The organism is Acinetobacter beijerinckii CIP 110307, assembly GCF_000369005.1.
Lineage (GTDB): Bacteria > Pseudomonadota > Gammaproteobacteria > Pseudomonadales > Moraxellaceae > Acinetobacter > Acinetobacter beijerinckii.
Map to the genome: position 1 here is coordinate 471,095 of NZ_KB849764.1, position 17,685 is coordinate 488,779.

A 17,685-nucleotide genomic window follows, 5' to 3' on the forward strand; every position below is an offset into this window, starting at 1 on the left:
AAAAAGCACCCGAAGGTGCTTTTTGTATTAATGACGACGATGCTTTTTCTTCTTTTTATATTTCTTCGATTGGTAATTGTCATAGTCTCGGTCTTGACCAACTTTACGACCTAGTGCTGCACCACCTGCTGCACCAGCCGCAGCACCAATATAACCACCCGTTGTGCCGCCGACGTTTCTACCCACTGTGTAGCCACCAACGCCGCCTAAACCACCACCAATCGCAGCTTCGGTACGGGTACGTTTACTACTTGCAGCCGCAGCACCACCAGCACCACCAAGCGCAGAGCCAATCATAGCGCCATTGTTACCACCCATTTCTTTACCGATAGCAGTACCAACAACACTACCAAGAGCAGAAGTTGCAGCAACGCGTGTTGCATTATCAGCATATACATTGGTTGCTAAAGTTGAGCTCGCTAAAACTGCACCTAATAATAAAATTTTCGCTTTCATTTTTGACTCCATGTTCCTACTGATAGGACATCTTTCTAATGGCTGCAAATGTAACAAAGTTTTAGAAAGAAAATGTGGAGAAGCACTCGCTAATTATTACTCTTTGGTGTCTTGATTGTAGAGTTTTGTTTCAATGATGGAGGTGGAGTGAGAAATTAAGCAGATTTAACAATAAGATAGTTAATCTGCTCACATCATAAAAATCAAAAAATGGAGATGTCCCAAACGCATTTCTATGCTTACTCAGCATTATCTTGTTTAGAAGTTGATTCATCTAATCTGATTTGGCGAGGATTTAATTCAGTTTGTAAGCGTAAATAATTTAGGTCACGAATATTTTTCTGTGTAGCAACTACACCAAATAAACTGAGTAAGAATGACATGATATAAAAGCCTTTTTCGCTTATTGCGAGATCTGCATTCCATAAACTGATCAGTAATAAAACAATACATACTGCCATGGATGCCCAACACAAGCCATAATAAATTTGAGTCACAGGGATTTCTTCCAGTTGATCTCGTACAGCTTTCTGTAATGAGGCTGCTGAAAATAATCCATAGAGTAAAATAACGAAATAATAGCCTTTTTCGTGCAGAGGCATATTGGCATTCCATAAACCAATGATGAAACCAACAGCGCCAGCCAGCAATGCGACCCAGCTTGCCGCTATAAATGCCGATGTTGGGCGGTTTATAAAGTTATTCATAGTTCATCCTATTGTTTTATCTTTTTATTTATCCTGACTAATTTATATCTAAGCACCGATAAGAGAACAAGTGCAAACAACAAAACTGAACAATTTGTGATGAAATGATGGTAGATAAGTAAGTTCATAGCTTTGACTATGTCTTTTAATCCATAGAGTCTGTAAACTATGCGCAATTTTTTGATTTTACTCATGCTTCAAGGTTTTGAATTGCATTGAGTCTTTAAATTTTTGAGATATTTCACCCATGAAAGCATCACTCCGTTTAAGACTAGATCAACTTTGTGATCGTCATGAAGAGTTGACTGCATTACTTGCTGATGTAGAAGTAATTTCAGACAACAAACGATTCCGTAAACTCTCACGTGAGCACAGTGATTTAACTGAAATTACTGAGGTATGGAAGAAATATCGTCAAGCTGAAGAAGATATTGAAACTGCTGAAATGATGAAATCTGATCCTGATTTCAAAGATATGGCAGAAGAAGAAATAAAGGAAAATAAAGCACTATTGGTTGAATTAGAAGATCAATTAAATGTGCTTATGATTCCTAAAGATCCGAACGATGCCAATGCCGCTTATCTTGAAGTGCGAGCAGGAACGGGTGGTGATGAAGCTGCGATCTTCTCAGGTGACTTATTTCGTATGTATAGTAAATACGCTGAAACACAAGGTTGGCGTATCGAAGTGCTTTCTGAAAATGAAGGTGAGCATGGTGGTTATAAAGAAATTATTTGCCGCATCGATGGTGAAGGTGTTTATGGTCGTTTGAAATTTGAAAGTGGCGCACATCGTGTACAACGTGTACCAGCGACCGAATCACAAGGGCGTGTTCACACCTCAGCTTGTACCGTTGCCATTCTTCCAGAAGTTGATGTCGATACCACTGTAGAAATTAATCCTGCTGATTTGCGTATTGATACCTATCGTGCGTCAGGTGCGGGTGGTCAGCACATTAACAAAACTGATTCTGCGGTACGTATTACTCACATTCCATCTGGAGTCGTGGTTGAATGTCAAGAAGAACGTTCGCAGCATAAGAACAAAGCTAAAGCAATGGCGTTGCTTGTATCGCGTTTAGAAAATGCAAAACGTGCAGCGGCTGATGCGGCAACCTCTGAAATGCGCCGTGACTTGGTTGGTTCGGGTGATCGTTCAGAGCGTATTCGTACTTACAATTATTCGCAAGGTCGTATGACTGATCACCGTATTAATCTAACTTTATATAAGTTAGATGCGATTATGGAGGGTGATTTAACCGAGTTACTTGATAGTTTGCATCGTGAATATCAAGCTGATCAGTTAGCGATGCTTGCACAGGAAAATGGCGGCTAATGAACATTGCTCAAGCCTTAGAACTTAAAGGTGAAATTGATAGCTATGAACGTCAAGAAGCGGCATGGTTACTGGAACATCTTTTGGGTATTCAGGCTATAGAGTTAAAGCTGAGACTTGAGCAGGATTTAACGGAAATACAAGAGCAAGCATATTTAGATGGTCTTGCTCGAATTGAGCAAGGTGAGCCTTTGGCGTATGTCACGGGTTCTCAACCATTTTGGACTTTAGATTTAAAAGTCACCCATGACACATTAGTACCACGTCCTGATACCGAAATTTTGGTTGAAACAGTTTTAAAGTTACAACTTGATCAAAAAGCAAATGTTGTAGATTTGGGTACTGGCACGGGGGCTATTGCTTTAGCTTTGGCAAGTGAAAGACCTGAATGGCAAATAACAGCAACTGATATTTTTCAGCCTACATTAGATGTTGCTCAAGAAAATGCTGTTCGGAATGGTTTAATACGAGTTCAATTTTGCTGTGGTGCATGGTTCGAGGCTTTGAGTGATCAAAAGTTCGATTTGATTGTTTCTAACCCTCCTTACATCGATCCTGATGATGTACACATGCAAATGCTCAAATCGGAACCTGAGCGTGCATTAATTTCAGATAATCATGGCATGGCTGATATTGAAATCATTATTCAGCAAGGTAGAAACTGGCTCAAAGCAAATGGCTGGATTGTACTTGAACATGGTTATGATCAAGGAAAAATTGTAAGAGACACTTTTGAGCAACAAGGTTTTCAGCAAATTAAAACCATCAAAGATTATGGCGGTAATGATCGTGTCACGCTTGCTCAATTTTATGCATAATTATCTAAAAAGCGCATAATTTCTTTAGCTATAGTTGTACGGTATCTAATGTCCATAATCTTCTAATTCAACGATTTGTAGATTTGGAATCAATTTTTTATAACGTGCAGCCATCTGTTGAACAAAGCTTAAGTAACTATATATAGTTAATTACTTATCACATAAATTTTAAGGGCAGTTAATCCTGAATATATTGCTGTAAGGCTTGTCCTAGAAGACAACCACCTTGTTGTTCTAAACCTTCTACTACTCCTAAAGCATCACATTTATCACGATTTTGACTCAGTTTGAATTTTCCTGTCATTTTATTAATTTTGATTTCAATTCCAACAATGCCTTGAAGTTGCTGAGCTATATATTCACTTGGTGCATCAGACATTTTCCAAGGCACTGTTTGTTTAGCTTCATGCGTACGTGTCAGTTTGGCTAAAATACCTCGTAAAGATTTTTCATCAGATAAAAAGGTAATGGTTCCTTTGACGTGAACTACCTGATAGTTCCAAGTCGGTACGTGCTGGTGATGTTGCTGTTTACTTGGGTACCAGTTCGGCGAAATGTAGCCTTGTTCGCCTTGAAAAATAATCAGTACATCGGCACCATTTTCGATTTGGGTATGCAGTAAATTATTTTTTGCAATATGAGCAATTAAAGAAGCTGTGTTCTCATCTTGATTTTGAATCAATTGAAAAGGTAGGTGATTCGCTTCAATTCCTTCTGACGTATTGCAGATCATGGTCGCAAAGGGATAATTTTGAATGAGTGAAAATAACTTTTCTTGATCTTTTTCTTCGAAAATTTCTGGTAAATACATCTTTTAACTCCGGTTATTATTCCAAATGACCCGAAAGGCTTTTCTTCGTCGGCGAGGATTTTCGATAGCTGCCAGGACTAACACCTGTCCATTTTTTAAATGCACGGTGAAATGCACTTGGATCATGAAAATTGAGATCATCACTAATACTTTGAATAGAATCTAAAGTTTTGCTTAAACGTTCAATCGCGATATCACAGCGAATATCATTTTTGAGTTGCTGGTAACTGACGCCTTCTTGTTTTAATCGGCGTTGAATGGTTGCTGTTGACATGTTTAATTGCTGAGCAATGTCTTTAAGTTCTGTCCAATCACATGGGGGTTGTAACAGTAATTGACGGCGAATTTGCAAGCTTAAAGAATTTTCATTTTTAAACCTTACGATTAAGTTATAAGGTGTTTGTTTCAGAAAATCATTTAACGCTTGTTTATCTTTTTTAATTTTATGTTTGAGATAATGTGCATCAAATTCAATTTTATTTTGATCTGCGTTGAATTCAATATTTTCACAAAACCGAATACGATAATCTTGCAATTCTAGCGGTTGATGACATTTAAACATCATGTGCTGAAAATGAATACGTTGATCACTTAGCCAGCACATCAAACTATGCACAAGCATTAAAAAAGTCGCATAGGTGAACATCCTTTTGGGCTGTTCCCGATCATGCAATACTAAATAAGCTTTTGAACCGTCTTGAATTAATTCACCTTGAATATCATCTAAGATCAGGCTGAGAAACTTAAAAATTTCATGAATTGCTTGTTCTAAGGTTTCAGCTCCAAAAGCTATTTGAGCGAGTAATTTATAGCTTCCACGCCGCATTGGATGTGAATCCATACCTAAAAATTCATCATTTAGCATTTTTGCTGTTTCAATCCAAAGCTGTGCGCATTGGATGACGGGAACACGAGCTTTGGTTGAAGTGAGTAATTCTGCTGAAATACCTGCACGATTGGCAATATTGACAATGTTCAGACCTCGACTTGCAGCAACACTCAATGCCTCACGTATTAAAGCATTTGAAATGGTGTCTTTAGCAGAGTTCAATTCAATGTGCGGATTTTTGCTCATATTTAGATAAAATATAGGAGATAAATTAGGATGAATGCTCAAAAGTTGCATTAAATTTGCTACTTTTTGGAATTGTATCGGAAAAAAGTTATCTTTACTCTCGCTTATAAAAATATATATCTTTAATTTGATAGGAAACGTAAATGAAAATTCAAGGAAAACATTTTGTTATTACTGGTGGCGGTTCTGGACTTGGTGCGGCTACAGCTGAATATTTAGTAGAGGAAGGCGCATCAGTTACATTAGTGGATATGAATGTTGAAGCGGGTGAGCAACAAGTACAGGTTTTAGGTGACAAGGCTGACTTTGTGAAGTTGGATGTGACCGATGAAAAAGCTGCGGAACAATTCTTTAAAGAGGTTGTTGCAAAACATGGCAGTGTCCATGGTTTAGTAAATTGTGCAGGGATTGGACCATCTGCAAAAGTTGTAGGCAAAGAGGGTGCACATGACTTAGCAATGTTCTCTAAAACTTTGCAGATCAATGTAACGGGTACATTTAATATGCTTCGTTTAGCAGCAGAAGCAATGAGTAAAAACACGGTTGCAGAGGGTGATGAAGATCGTGGCGTGATCGTTAATACGGCCTCAGTTGCGGCATTTGATGGTCAAATTGGTCAAGCAGCTTATTCAGCTTCTAAAGGTGCTGTAGTGGCAATGACTTTACCGATTGCACGTGAATTATCGCGTCACGCAATCCGAGTTATGGTGATTGCCCCAGGTATTATGGAAACACCTATGCTCAAAGCTTTACCGCAAAATGTGCAAGATGCTTTAGGGCAAATGGTACCTTATCCATCACGTTTAGGTCGCCCAGAGGAATTTGCTCGTTTAGTTGGGCATATTGCTGAAAACTCATATTTAAATGGTGAAGTCATTCGTCTTGATGGCTCTATCCGCATGGCTGCTAAATAAAATTTCAAAGCTACAAAAAAGCGATGATTGATCGCTTTTTTTGTATTTAAGCTATTTAGAAATGTATTGATTTATATACTGTTGTTTGACCCAAGGCTCATTTATCTATATGTTGATAATGAAAACGATTATCAATAAAGGTGTGTGATGCGAAATCTTCAGAAAGGATTTTTGTCTTTAGTTATATGTTCTAGTTTTAGTGTTTCAGCTTTTGCAAATTTTACGCAAGCGCCGTTACCTTATAAAACCAATGCGTTAGAGCCTGCTATTGATCAACAAACCATGGAAATTCATTATGGAAAACATCATAAGGCTTACGTGGACAATCTTAATGCTCAGATCAAAACATATCCTGAGTTAGATAAACTAACAGTTGAACAAATTCAAAAGCAAATTTCTAAATACAATGCTACTGTTAGAAACAATGGTGGCGGTCATTTCAATCATGCATTTTTTTGGGAAAGCTTAGCTCCTACCAATAAAACGGGTAAGGTAAGCCCAAAATTATTGAAGCAGATTACTCAAGATTTTGGTTCATTTGAAGCTTTTCAAGAACAATTTAACCAAGCTGCAACTAGTCGTTTTGGTTCAGGTTGGGCATGGTTAATTGTCAACCCAGCGGGCAAATTAGAAATTACATCTACACCGAACCAAGATAATCCATTGATGGATATTGCCGAGAAGAAAGGACAACCATTGTTAGGCTTAGACGTTTGGGAACATGCGTATTACTTGAAATATCAAAACCGTCGCGCAGATTATACGAAAGCGTTCTGGAGCGTAGTGAACTGGAATAAAGTTAATCAACGCTATGAGCATGCAGTTAAATAAATCCGAGAATAATTTGAATAAAAAGAGATGGCTATAGTCATCTTTTTTTTGTTTTTATATACTGGCTTTGACTTCATCACCGATCAAATAAAATGTTCCACCAGCGATATAGTGCAAGCTTTTCAATTCTTTTTCGACGTTTTGAAAATGCCAGTGCCCATCTTTAAACACACGTGGGTCTGCCCATGCTGCAATCACTGATCCAATAAATAGATCATGTGTTTGTTGGATATATGGTTCAGGAATCACTTTACAAATCAGCCATGCGAGGCTGTCTTTAACTAAAGGAACATCAAATCCTGCTTGGTAGAAAATCTGAGTATGACAATCTTCTAGTTTGTTTGGATTATCAAATTTACTTATCGTTCCTAATTGATGCACCATGTCTATTTGCGCGTAACAAGGAACTTGTAAAGCAAAATATCCACTTTGCTCAACTAGTTGCCGTGTTTTGGTACTTTTATCTAATACGATAGTCACCTTGGCAGGCGTCAGTTCTAAGGCACACGCCCAAGCTGCCGCCATAACATCGGTATCTTGTTCGTGTTGTGCAGAAACTAAAACTGTAGGACCGTGATTCAGTAAGCGATAAGCTTTAGGTAGATCTACAGGCAGCATCTTATTTTCAGACATATCTCATCCGATCAGTTTCATCATCAGCACTTATTGTGACATAGGATTAGTCTGATTTATTGATTTTCCCAACGTTTATAGGCACGACTAAAGCTTGATGTTGATGAGTACCCCAAATTTTTTGCAATTTCATCTTTGGTAATGAATGGATTCAATAATAATTTTTGAGCTTTAGTCCTACGAACTTCATCATAGAGTAATTGAAAGCTTCTTTCTTTCTCTTTCAACATACGTTGAAGTGTTCTTTTGGTAAGATTTAATTTTTGGGATACTTGATCAATATTAAGTAAGCCATCAGTTTTATCATCTATAAGATATTTAACGCGTTGAATAATATCTTGTGTAGCAACAAGATCATCTAATTCTTTTTGACACAGTAGTCTAAATTTTTCTGAAGTCAGCGGGTCTGACATGCTCAGTGGCATATCTAAAAATTTTGCAGAACTAATAATACGGCTACAAGATTGCTCATAGCGTATTTCTTCAAAAGTTGTAGTTAGAATGTCATTGAAACGCGTGAAATATTCGGGATATTTACACTGTAGTTCTACACATGGTTTAAAACTAGGTATAAAAAAACGCACTAAATGTACAAAACCGATGAGGAAAAATACACAGCTAAATTCATAGGCTTGTAAATCTGTTGCATCATTAAAATTTAATACAGAGTGATCGTATGTAATTCCATAATAAGCAAGGTCATTCTCTACAGTAAAATTTAGTTCCACAAATGAACATTGCAAACGAACAAATTGGTTAATAGTTTCTATTGCTTCAAAAGCATTTTTTGATATGGCAACGGTAAAGCCAAGTAAACCATGAGAGCTTATTTTGAGTTGAGTGCCGGCGTAGAAAGCGATTCCATCTTCTTGAGTAAGCTCTATAGTACGAGCAATCACTTTCTTGAAAGAACTCAGACTAATTTTATAATTTAGATCATTTAATTGTTTAACATCGACTCCAGTACCCCAGAATAATTCTTCAGATGAAATGTTCCACCGAGACACAACCTCACTGAGTAAATGTACATAAGAGCCACTAATAAAATGCTGATACTGAAGACGGGGAATACTCATAATGTTGAACAAATTCCATTGAAATACTTATTCCATTCATCGTGAAATTAAAGCAGTGAAGCGCATTTGAAAATGTACATTCATCGGAATTTTGCATTTCAACAAAAAAAATGGCGTGTATTGTTATGATTTTGGCGCGGTTTGTTTTAGTCTAAAATTCACACAATATTTCTAGGGAGTATAATTTTCGCAGTCTTTTGTATGTATGGAATGATTCCGCATACAAAGCTTTAGGACTAAACGTTTGTAATAAAAATGAAAAATGCTAGGAGCAAAAACGTGAAGAAAAAACACTTCAAGACTATGGCGTTAATGGCGGGCATGCTAGTGAGTAGTGGATCTGTTGTACATGCAGGTTTATTCGATTTTCTAGCGCCAAAAGCATCATGGCAAAACTGTAATGTAAATTCTTGTTCAGTCGGCGGTAGTACAAGTGTTACATCAAGCTATGCAAAAACTAAATATCCAATTTTGTTGGCACATGGAATGGCAGGTTTTTCTGCGGTCGGACCATTGCAATATTGGAATGGCATTACAGAGGATCTAGTTGGAAACGGTGCAAATGTATTTGTGGCGCAACAAGCTTCTTTTAATTCATCAGAAGTTCGTGGAGAACAATTATTACTTCAAGCTAAACAAGTGCTGGCGATCACAGGTGCTCAAAAAGTTAACTTGATCGGGCATAGTCACGGTTCACAATCAATACGATATGTGGCTGGTTTGATACCTAATCAAGTTGCTTCTGTAACATCAGTGGGTGGTCCCGCTAAAGGTTCAAATGTAGCAGATGTGGTTTATGCAGTAACGCAATCACCTATTGGGCCAGCAGCTTCACCTATAATTGCTGGTGCGGTTAATGCATTCTTTTCTTTAGTTGGGATTGGCTCTGGTCATTATTATGATCAAGATGCGATTGCAGGACTTAATTCATTAACGACTGCTGGTTCAGCTAATTTTAATCAACGTTTTCCTGCTGGTGTCCCAACGACCGCTTGTGGAGCAGGTACTGAGCTTGTAAATGGCGTTCGTTATTATTCTTGGAGCGGAACAGGGGTCTTAACCAATGTTTTAGATCCGATGGATTATGGTCTTGCTGCTACATCTCTACTTATCCCCGGTGAAAATGATGGTCTAGTACCAAGGTGTTCAAGCCATTTGGGAACAGTTATTCGTGATAATTATGCATTTAACCATTTAGATGAAGTGAATCAAATATTAGGTTTAGTAGGCTTCTTACAAAATCCTGTTACACCATTTCGTACTCAAGCAAATCGGTTAAAAAATCAGGGTCTTTAATAAATAGGCTAAAGGGGTAAATTTAACTCCTTTAGCCTCAATATTTTTTAGAATGAATAATAAATAGAGTAAAGGATGATGAGTAATAAGGTTTTAAATAATAGAATAATCTTTTTAGGCTTAATGGTCTGTTTATTGCTATTGCTGGCTTTTATATACTGGTATTTTAAACCAGAGGGACAAAAGGAGCAGAATCATCTAAATCAGCAAACTCAATTACAATCAAAAAATGATTTGTCCAATGAAAAACAAAATAATCAAAAAGGAAAGATGCCTATACTCGCACAGTCACTGCAAGGAACTGAAATAGATTGTCCAATCCAAGTAGATGGGAACGGTAAACTAATTTTAACGGTAGGTCTGAGAAGTTGTTTTGATTATTTTTTCTCAAGTTTAGGAGAAAAAACAGAATCTGAACTGATTTCTGATATTAAACAATACCTAACAGCAACTTTGCCAGATACTGCTTCAAACTATGCAATTTATTTATTAGATCAGTATGTTGCCTATACACATGCTTTAAAAAATCAAAAACCAAGAGGGAATTTTAAATCTGGAGATGTTGAGGAATTTCAAAAAATTATTGATCAGATGAATAAGCTACAGCAACAGTTTTTCAATCAGGCTGAAATTAATGCTCTGTTTGGAAATGAGCGGAATCTGAATCAGTTTAATATTGAGCAAATGAGAATCCATTCTAATAAGAATTTATCAACACAACAAAAAGCCATAAAGATAGCTGACTTGATTAATGAGCTGCCATCTACTTTAGCAGATGGCGTTCGTGTGTCGATGCAATTTGCAGAATTACAGCAACTTACTCAAGAAATAAAAACGAAGGGTGGCTCTGCTCAAGAACTGCGTAATATGCGAGAAAGTTTACTCGGGCCTGAAGCGGCAGATCGTTTGGAGAGAGTTGACCAAGATGAAGCGAATTGGCAAACACAAGTAAATAGTTATTTGTCTCAACGTGATCAAATTCTAAAAAGTAACGCTAATGATGCAACCAAACAAAAATCTATTGAACAACTTCGGAACAGTACGTTTGCGACAAAAGAAGATTTACTTCGAGCGCAGTCATACGAAATTATGAATGATCAGAAGAAACTTAACTAAATTATATTTCTTTAGGTGTTTTGATCATTGTCTAAGCAACCTGTGCGCCAGTGAACTTAATCCTCAGAGTATTAGGACTTTATTCAAATTTCTAAGCTGCCTATGTGGCAGTGAACAATCTGCGGTAAAAATTGCCATCACGATTTTGTTTCTAAGCTGCCTATGTGGCAGTGAACAGTAAGATATCATCAATATAATAAGCTAAAACATAAACTTATTAAAAAAATTGAAGAATATCCAAAGTTTTTAACCTGAGTTATAACTTGTTGATTTTATTTAACTGTTAATGAGTGTGTAAAATATTGGGGTAAAAAATGGGTATTGTCAAAGTTAAATTCTATAAATGCTAGAATCTTCTTTCATAAACACACTCATATACTTAAAATCTAGCCAGTTAAATGTAAGTTAGGGAATTAATGTGTCAGACCATTTAGAAAACGAATTTGAGCTAAGTAATGAGGAAATGCATCTCTATAGTCGTCAGATTTTATTAGATGGTTGGGATATAGAAGCACAAGAAAAATTAAAACTCGCGAATGTATTGATTATTGGTGCTGGGGGAATAGGTTGTACAAGCGCTGAATTGCTTGCACGAGCAGGTGTGGGAAAAATTACAATTGTTGATGCTGATACGATTGAGATTAGTAATTTACAGAGGCAGATTGCTTTTACTACAAATGATTTAGGTCGATATAAGGCTGAAATACTCGCAAAGCGTATACAAGAGATTAATCCTCACATACAAGTCAGCTATCAAAATATACGATTTGATGTAACGAATGCTGATGATTTCGTACAACATCAAGATGTAGTGTTAGATGGCTGTGATAACTTTACAACTCGATATTTGGTCAACAGCATATGTAAAAAGTATCAAGTACCATTGATTAGCGCTTCAGCAATAGGATTTGAAGGACAGTTATTTATGGTGGATTCTGATTCAGCCTGTTATGAGTGTTTATTTCCAAAAGCAGACAATGCTAATGAAGGTCTAAGATGTGCAGAATCTGGCGTACTTGCAACTACACCTGTAATGATGGCGTCATTACAAGCACATCACACATTGCTGTTTTTAGGTTTGGGGTTGATGCCACTGAGAGAAAAACTCTTAGTTTGGAATGGTTTAAATTTAACTCAACGTATTCTCAAATTTGAAAAAGATGTAAATTGTCCAGTTTGTCAGGCAACTTGATCGGTAAAATGAGCAAAATTTGCTAAACTACAATAATCTGTGAGGCAAGAAAGATTATGAAAAGAAATATTTTATTCGATGGATTACGATCTGTTGCACGTATTGGTGAAACAGTGGTTGTTGCGGCACAAGCAGGTGTAAAATACGCAACTGAAAAACCAAGTAACGCAAAGCTCATGCGTGAGACTTTTGAATCATTGGGTTCGACGTATATTAAATTGGGACAATTTATTGCCAGTACGCCTTCTTTATTTCCGCGTGAATATGTTCAAGAGTTTCAAGGCTGTTTAGATCAAACTCCAACTTTACCATTTACCTATATCCAGAAAGTATTGGCAGAAGAGTTCGAAGGTCGTAATCTCAATGAAATTTTCAGTTTTATTGACGAAAAACCTTTAGCATCGGCTTCGATTGCTCAAGTGCATGCAGCAAAATTAGTGACGGGTGAAGATGTTGTATTAAAAGTGCAAAAACCTGGTGTTGAAACTATTTTATACACTGATTTAAATGTAGTGCATTGGGCAACAAAATTACTTGAAAAAGCAGTACCTAAAATAAAATTTGCATCTCTTTCTGAAATTGTTGATGAGATCAAAACACGTATGGTACGTGAAGTTGATTTTATTGAAGAAGCACAAAACTTAGATGATTTTATTGAATATTTAAATATCTCAGGCAACCAAGCGGCTACTGCACCAAAAGTTTATCATCAATTTTCTACACGTCGTGTTTTGACCATGCAGCGCTTGTATGGTGTTTCATTGACGGATTTTGATGTTGTAAAAAAATATGCGAAAGATCCAACTCAAGTTCTTATTACAGCAATGAATACTTGGTTTGGTAGTTTGATGCTTTGTAAAAGTTTCCATGCAGACTTACATGCAGGGAATCTCATGCTACTTGAAGATGGTCGTATTGGATTTATCGATTTTGGTATTGTTGGACAGTTAAACCCTGAAGTTTGGTCTGCGTGTATGGCATTTATGGATGCATTACAACATACCAATTACGTTGCTATGGCAGAAAATATGCTCAAAATGGGCATGACACATCATAAAGTTGATACACAAGTGCTTGCAGATGACTTAGAGCGTTTATTTAGCGGTGTTTTGTTGGCAGATCCACAAGAAATTTTAAGTTCAAATCCTGCTGATCTTAATGACATTATGATGGATATGATTGGCGTCGGTGAACGTCATGGGATTAAATTCCCACGCGACTTCGCCTTATTGTTTAAGCAGATGCTATATTTTGATCGTTTCATGCGTGTTCTTGCACCATATACCGATATTTATGCTGACCAACGTTTGAAAATGGTTCACAATATTGAACCTGCTTCATTTTTAAAGCATTAAGAAGAATTCCCCTAAATCCCCCTTTATTAAAGGGGGAATTATTAAGTGATGTAAATTATGGATGCCATTATTATTGAGGGGCTAAAGGTCGATACAGTGATTGGTTGTTTCAATTGGGAACGTCAAATTATTCAACCTTTAATGCTAGATTTAACCATTCATAATGATCTGGCACAGGCTGCAACTTCAGATGAGTTAGAAGATACGCTTAACTATGCTCAGATTTGTGAGCTTGCAGCTCATGTTATCCAGACAGCTCAACCAAAGTTAATTGAACATGCTGCACAGCTCGTCCTAAATAGTTTGTTTTCTACTTTCCCTTCGATCGAATCGATCAACATTACCATTCGTAAACCAGCCATCATTGCACAAGCTAATGCAGTAGGAATTCGTCTTGAACGCAACAGAAACAATTTTTGCGCTCGCACTGGCGAGTAATGTTGATCAGCAAAAGAATTTTCTTTTTGCTTATGATCAGATTGCTAGTTTAGGTCGTGTTGAATTTTCTCCAATTTATGAAATTCCTTGCCGAGATAAAATTGGTGCTGATTATTGGAATTCTGCATGTCTATTAATAAGTCAGCTTAATTTTGATCAAATAGTTGAAAAATTAAAAAAACTTGAAGCGCAGTCAGGGCGAGTGCGTCCTTCGCACAATATTAGTTTAGATATTGATGTAATTGCATGGGGTAACTCTCTAAAGCATATGCAATTTAATCCAAAAAAGTTACCATTGGCTTTAGATGTTAAAATCCCATTATTCGATTTATGGCGACATAATGATTTAATGTATCAACAGCAGAATGCTTATCCTGTCATTACAATGTAATTAATTTTGTTGGAACACTATAATAATAGGAATTTTTTATGAAAAAAATTTTATGCTTATCAGTTTTAACGGTTTTGCTTTCTGGTTGCGCTGCTATGAGTGTCGATCAATGTAAAACGGCAAATTGGTTTAATGTTGGTGAGAAAGATGGTTCTGCTGGGCATGATTCACGTTTAGATAAATACTATTCATCTTGTCAAAAAGCGAATATTGTCCCGAATCAAAGTTTATATGAGAAAGGTTACCAAAAGGGCTTAGGATATTACTGTCGCCCTGAAACCATTTTTAATGAAGCTTTAGACGGACGTGGTGATTTTAGAGTTTGTCCAATCGAAAAACGTGAGTCATTGCGTAATTATTACCAAGTTGCAAATGCATATTATCAAGCAGACTCAGAATTTAATCGTTCGCAAACTGACATAAATCATTATCTCAAAGAATTGGAACGCAAAGATCTATCGGTTAAGGATCGTGATGATTATAAAAAGCGTTTGTATGATTTAAGAATGAACAGTAGTCGGGTGCAATCGCGTTACCAAGATGCAGTTCGAAATTTAGAGCGTTTTAAAGCTGAACATGGTTTAAACTAATTTCTTAATTTTTTAAAAGCCTATGATTCATCTCATAGGTTTTTTATTTTTAGGCTCAACATTTAAATTACAGACCTATTTTAAGATTGATGTTTAAATAAATGATTGATGAATAAAATATAAAGGTGCTCTATGCAAATAAAGCTGATGATTGCGGGTTTTATCTCATGTGGCGTTATGAACTCTGCTTATGCAATTGATGCCAAATATAGACAACAATTGGAATATTCAGGCTGTACACAAGTCAGTGAGTTGCAAGGCTGTGATATTAGCAAAACCAAAGAAGAAAACATTAAAGCTGGGTTAGTTGAATCTAATAACGTTGTAACAGATCAAAATGCATCAATAAGTCAGCCACAGTGGATTGCTGAACGACAAGATGGTACATCTTTAGCTCGGATTAAAATTGATCAGCAACAGCGTGTTTGGGTCAATGATTTAAGAGTTATAGCGGTAAAAAATCGTGATCAAATCAGTTTTAGACAAGGGAAAATTAACTATACGATTTTTACGGATACAGAAAAGCAATCTCAAAGCTTTTGGTATGACCGTTATTCACATGATAAGGGCAAAATTGTATTTAAATGAATCTCTTAATTTTTTGAAAAAATAGGGGAATTATGATTTCACAATTCCCAAGCCTATTTTATAAATAATAACTTGTTTTAGTCATTAATTTTGAAATTGCAGTCATGGTGATACGAACAGGAACAGGCAAATCAACACCTCCTGCATTTAGTGCAGTTTCTCTATGATGCAGTTCATCTTCATTCATTTGTACGAGTATTTTACGTGAGCGCTCATCATGAGCAGGCAGTTGCTGAATGTGCTCTTGCAAATGTTGGCTGACTTGGCGTTCAGTCTCAGCGACAAAACCTAAACTGTATTTATCACCTGCAATACCTGCAATTGCACCCATTCCATATGATAATCCGTACCAAATTGGATTTAAAACACTTGTGTGGCTATCTAACTCTTGTAAGCGATCTTCACACCATGCTAAATGGTCTTGCTCTTCAATAGCAGCCTGTTGCATTTCTTCGCGAACATGGGGGAGTTTTGCAGTTAATGCTTGTCCATGGTAAAGCGCTTGTGCACAAACTTCTCCACTGTGGTTTACTCTCATTAATCCAGCAACATGACGAGCGTCACTCACACATAATTGTGAAGGTTCATCACTTGAAGGGTTAGTTCGTTGAGCACTGGTTGCACCGGGTACTAAGCTTCTTAAAGCTTGATCAAAAGAATTAATAATTTTATCGAGACCAGTGTAATGACGCATATATTAATCCTCTAATGTGTTGGGTGCATCTTTCAATAAAGGCTTTAAGCGTTTTAATAACCAAAATGAAAAGATTGCACTTAAAACAGCAGTAATTGTAAATAAGATTTTAATATCAATTTTCAAAATGCTTAAGATTAAAATTGAAAAAATTGCTGAGGAGACCATAAATACAGCATTTAAAATGTTATTCGCGGCAACAACACGTGCTCTGTGTGAACGTGGCGAATAGGCTTGCATCATGGCATAAAGGGGGACAATGTAAAAACCACCACTAATTCCAAGTAGCGTAACCGCTAGCATGACATGATAATAAACTGAACCCTGAGTAAAGATATCTTTCAATGTAAGTAAATCGCCTGTGCGCTCTGGAACAAAAGCTAAACTTGCCGCCAAATAAAGTGCGAAAACTGTCAGACCAATTGCACCATACGGCACCATTTTGATATTGATTTCAGTTCCACCAATTCGTCTACACAGTAGTGAACCGACCCCTATACCAACCGAGAAAAAAGTGAGGAGTAAACTGACAACATTTTCTGAGGCATGTAAATTTTGTTGGGTAAGTTGAGGTATTTGTGTGAGATAAGTTGCGCCGTAAAACCAATACCATGAGTTACCGAGCAAAATGACAAATACAACAGGAATACTTTTCGCATATTTAATTGTTTGAAAACTAGTACGCACAAAATTCCAATCAATTTTTAAATCAGGTGCGGCGACTTTCTGAGGAAGGATAAAGCGACTGCATAAATAGCCTAAGCAAGCGATCAACACAACTGTAATACTAATCCACAATAAATTTCCTTCAGAAGAGGCAATGACTGCACCACCAACGATCATACCCAAAAGTATGGCAATCGAAGTTCCTGATTGAAACAATGCATTGCCAGACATCAATTCATGAGGTTTTAGAATTTCTGGTAAAATTGCGTATTTAATTGGACCGAAACAAGTTGAGTGTGTTCCCATTAAAAATAAAGCGAATAACAAGAGCCATAAATTACCAAGTAAAAAGCCCGCTGTACCAATCAGCATAATCACGATTTCTAATATTTTAATAAATCGTATAAGTTGAGATCTTTCATATTTATCAGCAATTTGCCCAGCCGTGGCGGAGAAGAAAAAATATGGCAAAATGAATAAAAGTGCTGCTAAATTATTTAATGTGCTAATTGGAGCGCTTTGTTGTTGAATCCAGCCATAAGTTATGACTAAAAGAAGTGCTTGTTTATAAACATTGTCATTGAGCGCCCCAAAAAACTGAGTGAAAAACATCGGGGCAAATCGGCGTGATGTCATTAAGCGGTCATCTTGTTTCATCATGTGTTCACTTCATTGTGTTTTATAAAAAAATGTGACGTAGTG

At 36.8% G+C, this 17,685-nt stretch carries 20 protein-coding genes; 12 read left to right on the forward strand and 8 right to left on the reverse strand.

The window, feature by feature from the left end:
* Positions 1-27: 27 nt before the first annotated feature.
* Positions 28-456 (reverse strand): hypothetical protein, encoded by a 429-nt coding sequence (locus F933_RS03810; protein WP_005058647.1) that lies wholly within the window; start codon positions 454-456, stop codon positions 28-30.
* 239 nt (positions 457-695) lie between these two features.
* The gene (gene yiaA / locus F933_RS03815) at positions 696-1,163 is read right to left on the reverse strand and encodes an inner membrane protein YiaA (RefSeq protein ID WP_005058649.1); all 468 of its coding nucleotides are present in this window, start codon (positions 1,161-1,163) and stop codon (positions 696-698) included.
* A gap of 247 nt (positions 1,164-1,410) precedes the next feature.
* Here yiaA and prfA point away from each other — a divergent pair, with 247 nt between their 5' ends.
* Together prfA and prmC are read left to right on the forward strand one after the other, a co-directional pair.
* Complete coding sequence (gene prfA / locus F933_RS03820) at positions 1,411-2,499, forward strand: peptide chain release factor 1 (RefSeq protein WP_005058650.1); 1,089 nt, start codon at positions 1,411-1,413, stop codon at positions 2,497-2,499.
* Complete coding sequence (gene prmC, locus F933_RS03825; protein ID WP_005058652.1) at positions 2,499-3,317, forward strand: peptide chain release factor N(5)-glutamine methyltransferase; 819 nt, start codon at positions 2,499-2,501, stop codon at positions 3,315-3,317. Before prfA ends, prmC begins: the two co-directional genes overlap by 1 nt.
* 178 nt (positions 3,318-3,495) lie before the next feature.
* On the opposite strand, the gene F933_RS03830 is transcribed toward prmC, so the two are convergent.
* Both F933_RS03830 and F933_RS03835 read right to left on the reverse strand, forming a co-directional pair.
* Positions 3,496-4,128, reverse strand: coding sequence for an FMN-binding negative transcriptional regulator (locus tag F933_RS03830; RefSeq protein ID WP_005058654.1), 633 nt, complete (start codon positions 4,126-4,128; stop codon positions 3,496-3,498).
* A 16-nt stretch (positions 4,129-4,144) separates the two neighbouring features.
* Positions 4,145-5,203, reverse strand: coding sequence for an AraC family transcriptional regulator (locus F933_RS03835; protein ID WP_034710465.1), 1,059 nt, complete (start codon positions 5,201-5,203; stop codon positions 4,145-4,147).
* A gap of 143 nt (positions 5,204-5,346) precedes the next feature.
* Between F933_RS03835 and F933_RS03840 the strand changes: the two genes are divergently transcribed.
* Positions 5,347-6,117 carry a 3-hydroxyacyl-CoA dehydrogenase gene (locus tag F933_RS03840; protein ID WP_005058658.1) on the forward strand — a complete coding sequence of 257 codons (771 nt, stop codon included), beginning with the start codon at positions 5,347-5,349 and terminating at the stop codon, positions 6,115-6,117.
* Positions 6,118-6,264: 147 nt separating this feature from the next.
* Positions 6,265-6,948, forward strand: coding sequence for a superoxide dismutase (locus F933_RS03845; protein WP_005058660.1), 684 nt, complete (start codon positions 6,265-6,267; stop codon positions 6,946-6,948).
* 54 nt (positions 6,949-7,002) lie between these two features.
* Here F933_RS03845 and F933_RS03850 read toward each other — a convergent pair whose 3' ends face one another.
* Entirely contained in the window at positions 7,003-7,581 is a 579-nt protein-coding gene (locus F933_RS03850) for a flavin reductase family protein (RefSeq protein WP_005058661.1), read from the reverse strand.
* 56 nt (positions 7,582-7,637) lie between these two features.
* Complete coding sequence (locus F933_RS03855) at positions 7,638-8,657, reverse strand: helix-turn-helix transcriptional regulator (protein WP_005058663.1); 1,020 nt, start codon at positions 8,655-8,657, stop codon at positions 7,638-7,640.
* Between the two features lie 303 nt (positions 8,658-8,960).
* On the opposite strand from F933_RS03855, the gene F933_RS03860 reads away from it, so the two are divergent.
* The 8 genes from F933_RS03860 (at position 8,961) to F933_RS03895 (ending at position 15,623) form a co-directional block, all read left to right on the forward strand.
* The gene (locus F933_RS03860; protein ID WP_378236446.1) at positions 8,961-9,953 is read left to right on the forward strand and encodes a lipase family alpha/beta hydrolase; all 993 of its coding nucleotides are present in this window, start codon (positions 8,961-8,963) and stop codon (positions 9,951-9,953) included.
* Positions 9,954-10,031: 78 nt separating this feature from the next.
* The gene (locus tag F933_RS03865) at positions 10,032-11,069 is read left to right on the forward strand and encodes a lipase secretion chaperone (RefSeq protein WP_005058665.1); all 1,038 of its coding nucleotides are present in this window, start codon (positions 10,032-10,034) and stop codon (positions 11,067-11,069) included.
* Between the two features lie 463 nt (positions 11,070-11,532).
* Positions 11,533-12,261, forward strand: a complete 729-nt coding sequence (locus F933_RS03870) for a HesA/MoeB/ThiF family protein (protein ID WP_378236447.1) — start codon at positions 11,533-11,535, stop codon at positions 12,259-12,261.
* A 56-nt stretch (positions 12,262-12,317) separates the two neighbouring features.
* On the forward strand, positions 12,318-13,616 hold the full coding sequence (locus F933_RS03875) for an ABC1 kinase family protein (protein ID WP_005058669.1): 1,299 nt from the start codon (positions 12,318-12,320) through the stop codon (positions 13,614-13,616).
* Between the two features lie 57 nt (positions 13,617-13,673).
* Positions 13,674-14,054 carry a dihydroneopterin aldolase gene (gene folB, locus F933_RS03880; protein WP_005058670.1) on the forward strand — a complete coding sequence of 127 codons (381 nt, stop codon included), beginning with the start codon at positions 13,674-13,676 and terminating at the stop codon, positions 14,052-14,054.
* Positions 14,011-14,445 (forward strand): 2-amino-4-hydroxy-6-hydroxymethyldihydropteridine diphosphokinase, encoded by a 435-nt coding sequence (locus F933_RS03885; RefSeq protein ID WP_005058673.1) that lies wholly within the window; start codon positions 14,011-14,013, stop codon positions 14,443-14,445. Before folB ends, F933_RS03885 begins: the two co-directional genes overlap by 44 nt.
* A 38-nt stretch (positions 14,446-14,483) precedes the next feature.
* On the forward strand, positions 14,484-15,035 hold the full coding sequence (locus F933_RS03890; RefSeq protein WP_005058676.1) for a DUF2799 domain-containing protein: 552 nt from the start codon (positions 14,484-14,486) through the stop codon (positions 15,033-15,035).
* Between the two features lie 132 nt (positions 15,036-15,167).
* Positions 15,168-15,623 (forward strand): hypothetical protein, encoded by a 456-nt coding sequence (locus F933_RS03895; protein ID WP_005058679.1) that lies wholly within the window; start codon positions 15,168-15,170, stop codon positions 15,621-15,623.
* Between the two features lie 58 nt (positions 15,624-15,681).
* Here the strand turns inward: F933_RS03895 and coq7 are convergent, their stop codons facing one another.
* A complete protein-coding gene (gene coq7, locus F933_RS03900; protein WP_005058680.1) occupies positions 15,682-16,317 on the reverse strand; it encodes a 2-polyprenyl-3-methyl-6-methoxy-1,4-benzoquinone monooxygenase in 636 nt (211 codons plus the stop codon).
* A 3-nt stretch (positions 16,318-16,320) separates the two neighbouring features.
* Positions 16,321-17,643 (reverse strand): MFS transporter, encoded by a 1,323-nt coding sequence (locus tag F933_RS03905; RefSeq protein WP_005058682.1) that lies wholly within the window; start codon positions 17,641-17,643, stop codon positions 16,321-16,323.
* Positions 17,644-17,685: the final 42 nt, after the last annotated feature.

Bases quoted from the DNA above. Each gene is read 5' to 3' on its own strand.
- F933_RS03810 (WP_005058647.1), bottom strand. From the start codon at position 456: ATGAAAGCGAAAATTTTATTATTAGGTGCAGTTTTAGCGAGCTCAACT.
- yiaA (WP_005058649.1), bottom strand. From the start codon at position 1,163: ATGAATAACTTTATAAACCGCCCAACATCGGCATTTATAGCGGCAAGC.
- prfA (WP_005058650.1), top strand. From the start codon at position 1,411: ATGAAAGCATCACTCCGTTTAAGACTAGATCAACTTTGTGATCGTCAT.
- prmC (WP_005058652.1), top strand. From the start codon at position 2,499: ATGAACATTGCTCAAGCCTTAGAACTTAAAGGTGAAATTGATAGCTAT.
- F933_RS03830 (WP_005058654.1), bottom strand. From the start codon at position 4,128: ATGTATTTACCAGAAATTTTCGAAGAAAAAGATCAAGAAAAGTTATTT.
- F933_RS03835 (WP_034710465.1), bottom strand. From the start codon at position 5,203: ATGAGCAAAAATCCGCACATTGAATTGAACTCTGCTAAAGACACCATT.
- F933_RS03840 (WP_005058658.1), top strand. From the start codon at position 5,347: ATGAAAATTCAAGGAAAACATTTTGTTATTACTGGTGGCGGTTCTGGA.
- F933_RS03845 (WP_005058660.1), top strand. From the start codon at position 6,265: ATGCGAAATCTTCAGAAAGGATTTTTGTCTTTAGTTATATGTTCTAGT.
- F933_RS03850 (WP_005058661.1), bottom strand. From the start codon at position 7,581: ATGTCTGAAAATAAGATGCTGCCTGTAGATCTACCTAAAGCTTATCGC.
- F933_RS03855 (WP_005058663.1), bottom strand. From the start codon at position 8,657: ATGAGTATTCCCCGTCTTCAGTATCAGCATTTTATTAGTGGCTCTTAT.
- F933_RS03860 (WP_378236446.1), top strand. From the start codon at position 8,961: ATGGCGTTAATGGCGGGCATGCTAGTGAGTAGTGGATCTGTTGTACAT.
- F933_RS03865 (WP_005058665.1), top strand. From the start codon at position 10,032: ATGAGTAATAAGGTTTTAAATAATAGAATAATCTTTTTAGGCTTAATG.
- F933_RS03870 (WP_378236447.1), top strand. From the start codon at position 11,533: ATGCATCTCTATAGTCGTCAGATTTTATTAGATGGTTGGGATATAGAA.
- F933_RS03875 (WP_005058669.1), top strand. From the start codon at position 12,318: ATGAAAAGAAATATTTTATTCGATGGATTACGATCTGTTGCACGTATT.
- folB (WP_005058670.1), top strand. From the start codon at position 13,674: ATGGATGCCATTATTATTGAGGGGCTAAAGGTCGATACAGTGATTGGT.
- F933_RS03890 (WP_005058676.1), top strand. From the start codon at position 14,484: ATGAAAAAAATTTTATGCTTATCAGTTTTAACGGTTTTGCTTTCTGGT.
- F933_RS03895 (WP_005058679.1), top strand. From the start codon at position 15,168: ATGCAAATAAAGCTGATGATTGCGGGTTTTATCTCATGTGGCGTTATG.
- coq7 (WP_005058680.1), bottom strand. From the start codon at position 16,317: ATGCGTCATTACACTGGTCTCGATAAAATTATTAATTCTTTTGATCAA.
- F933_RS03905 (WP_005058682.1), bottom strand. From the start codon at position 17,643: ATGATGAAACAAGATGACCGCTTAATGACATCACGCCGATTTGCCCCG.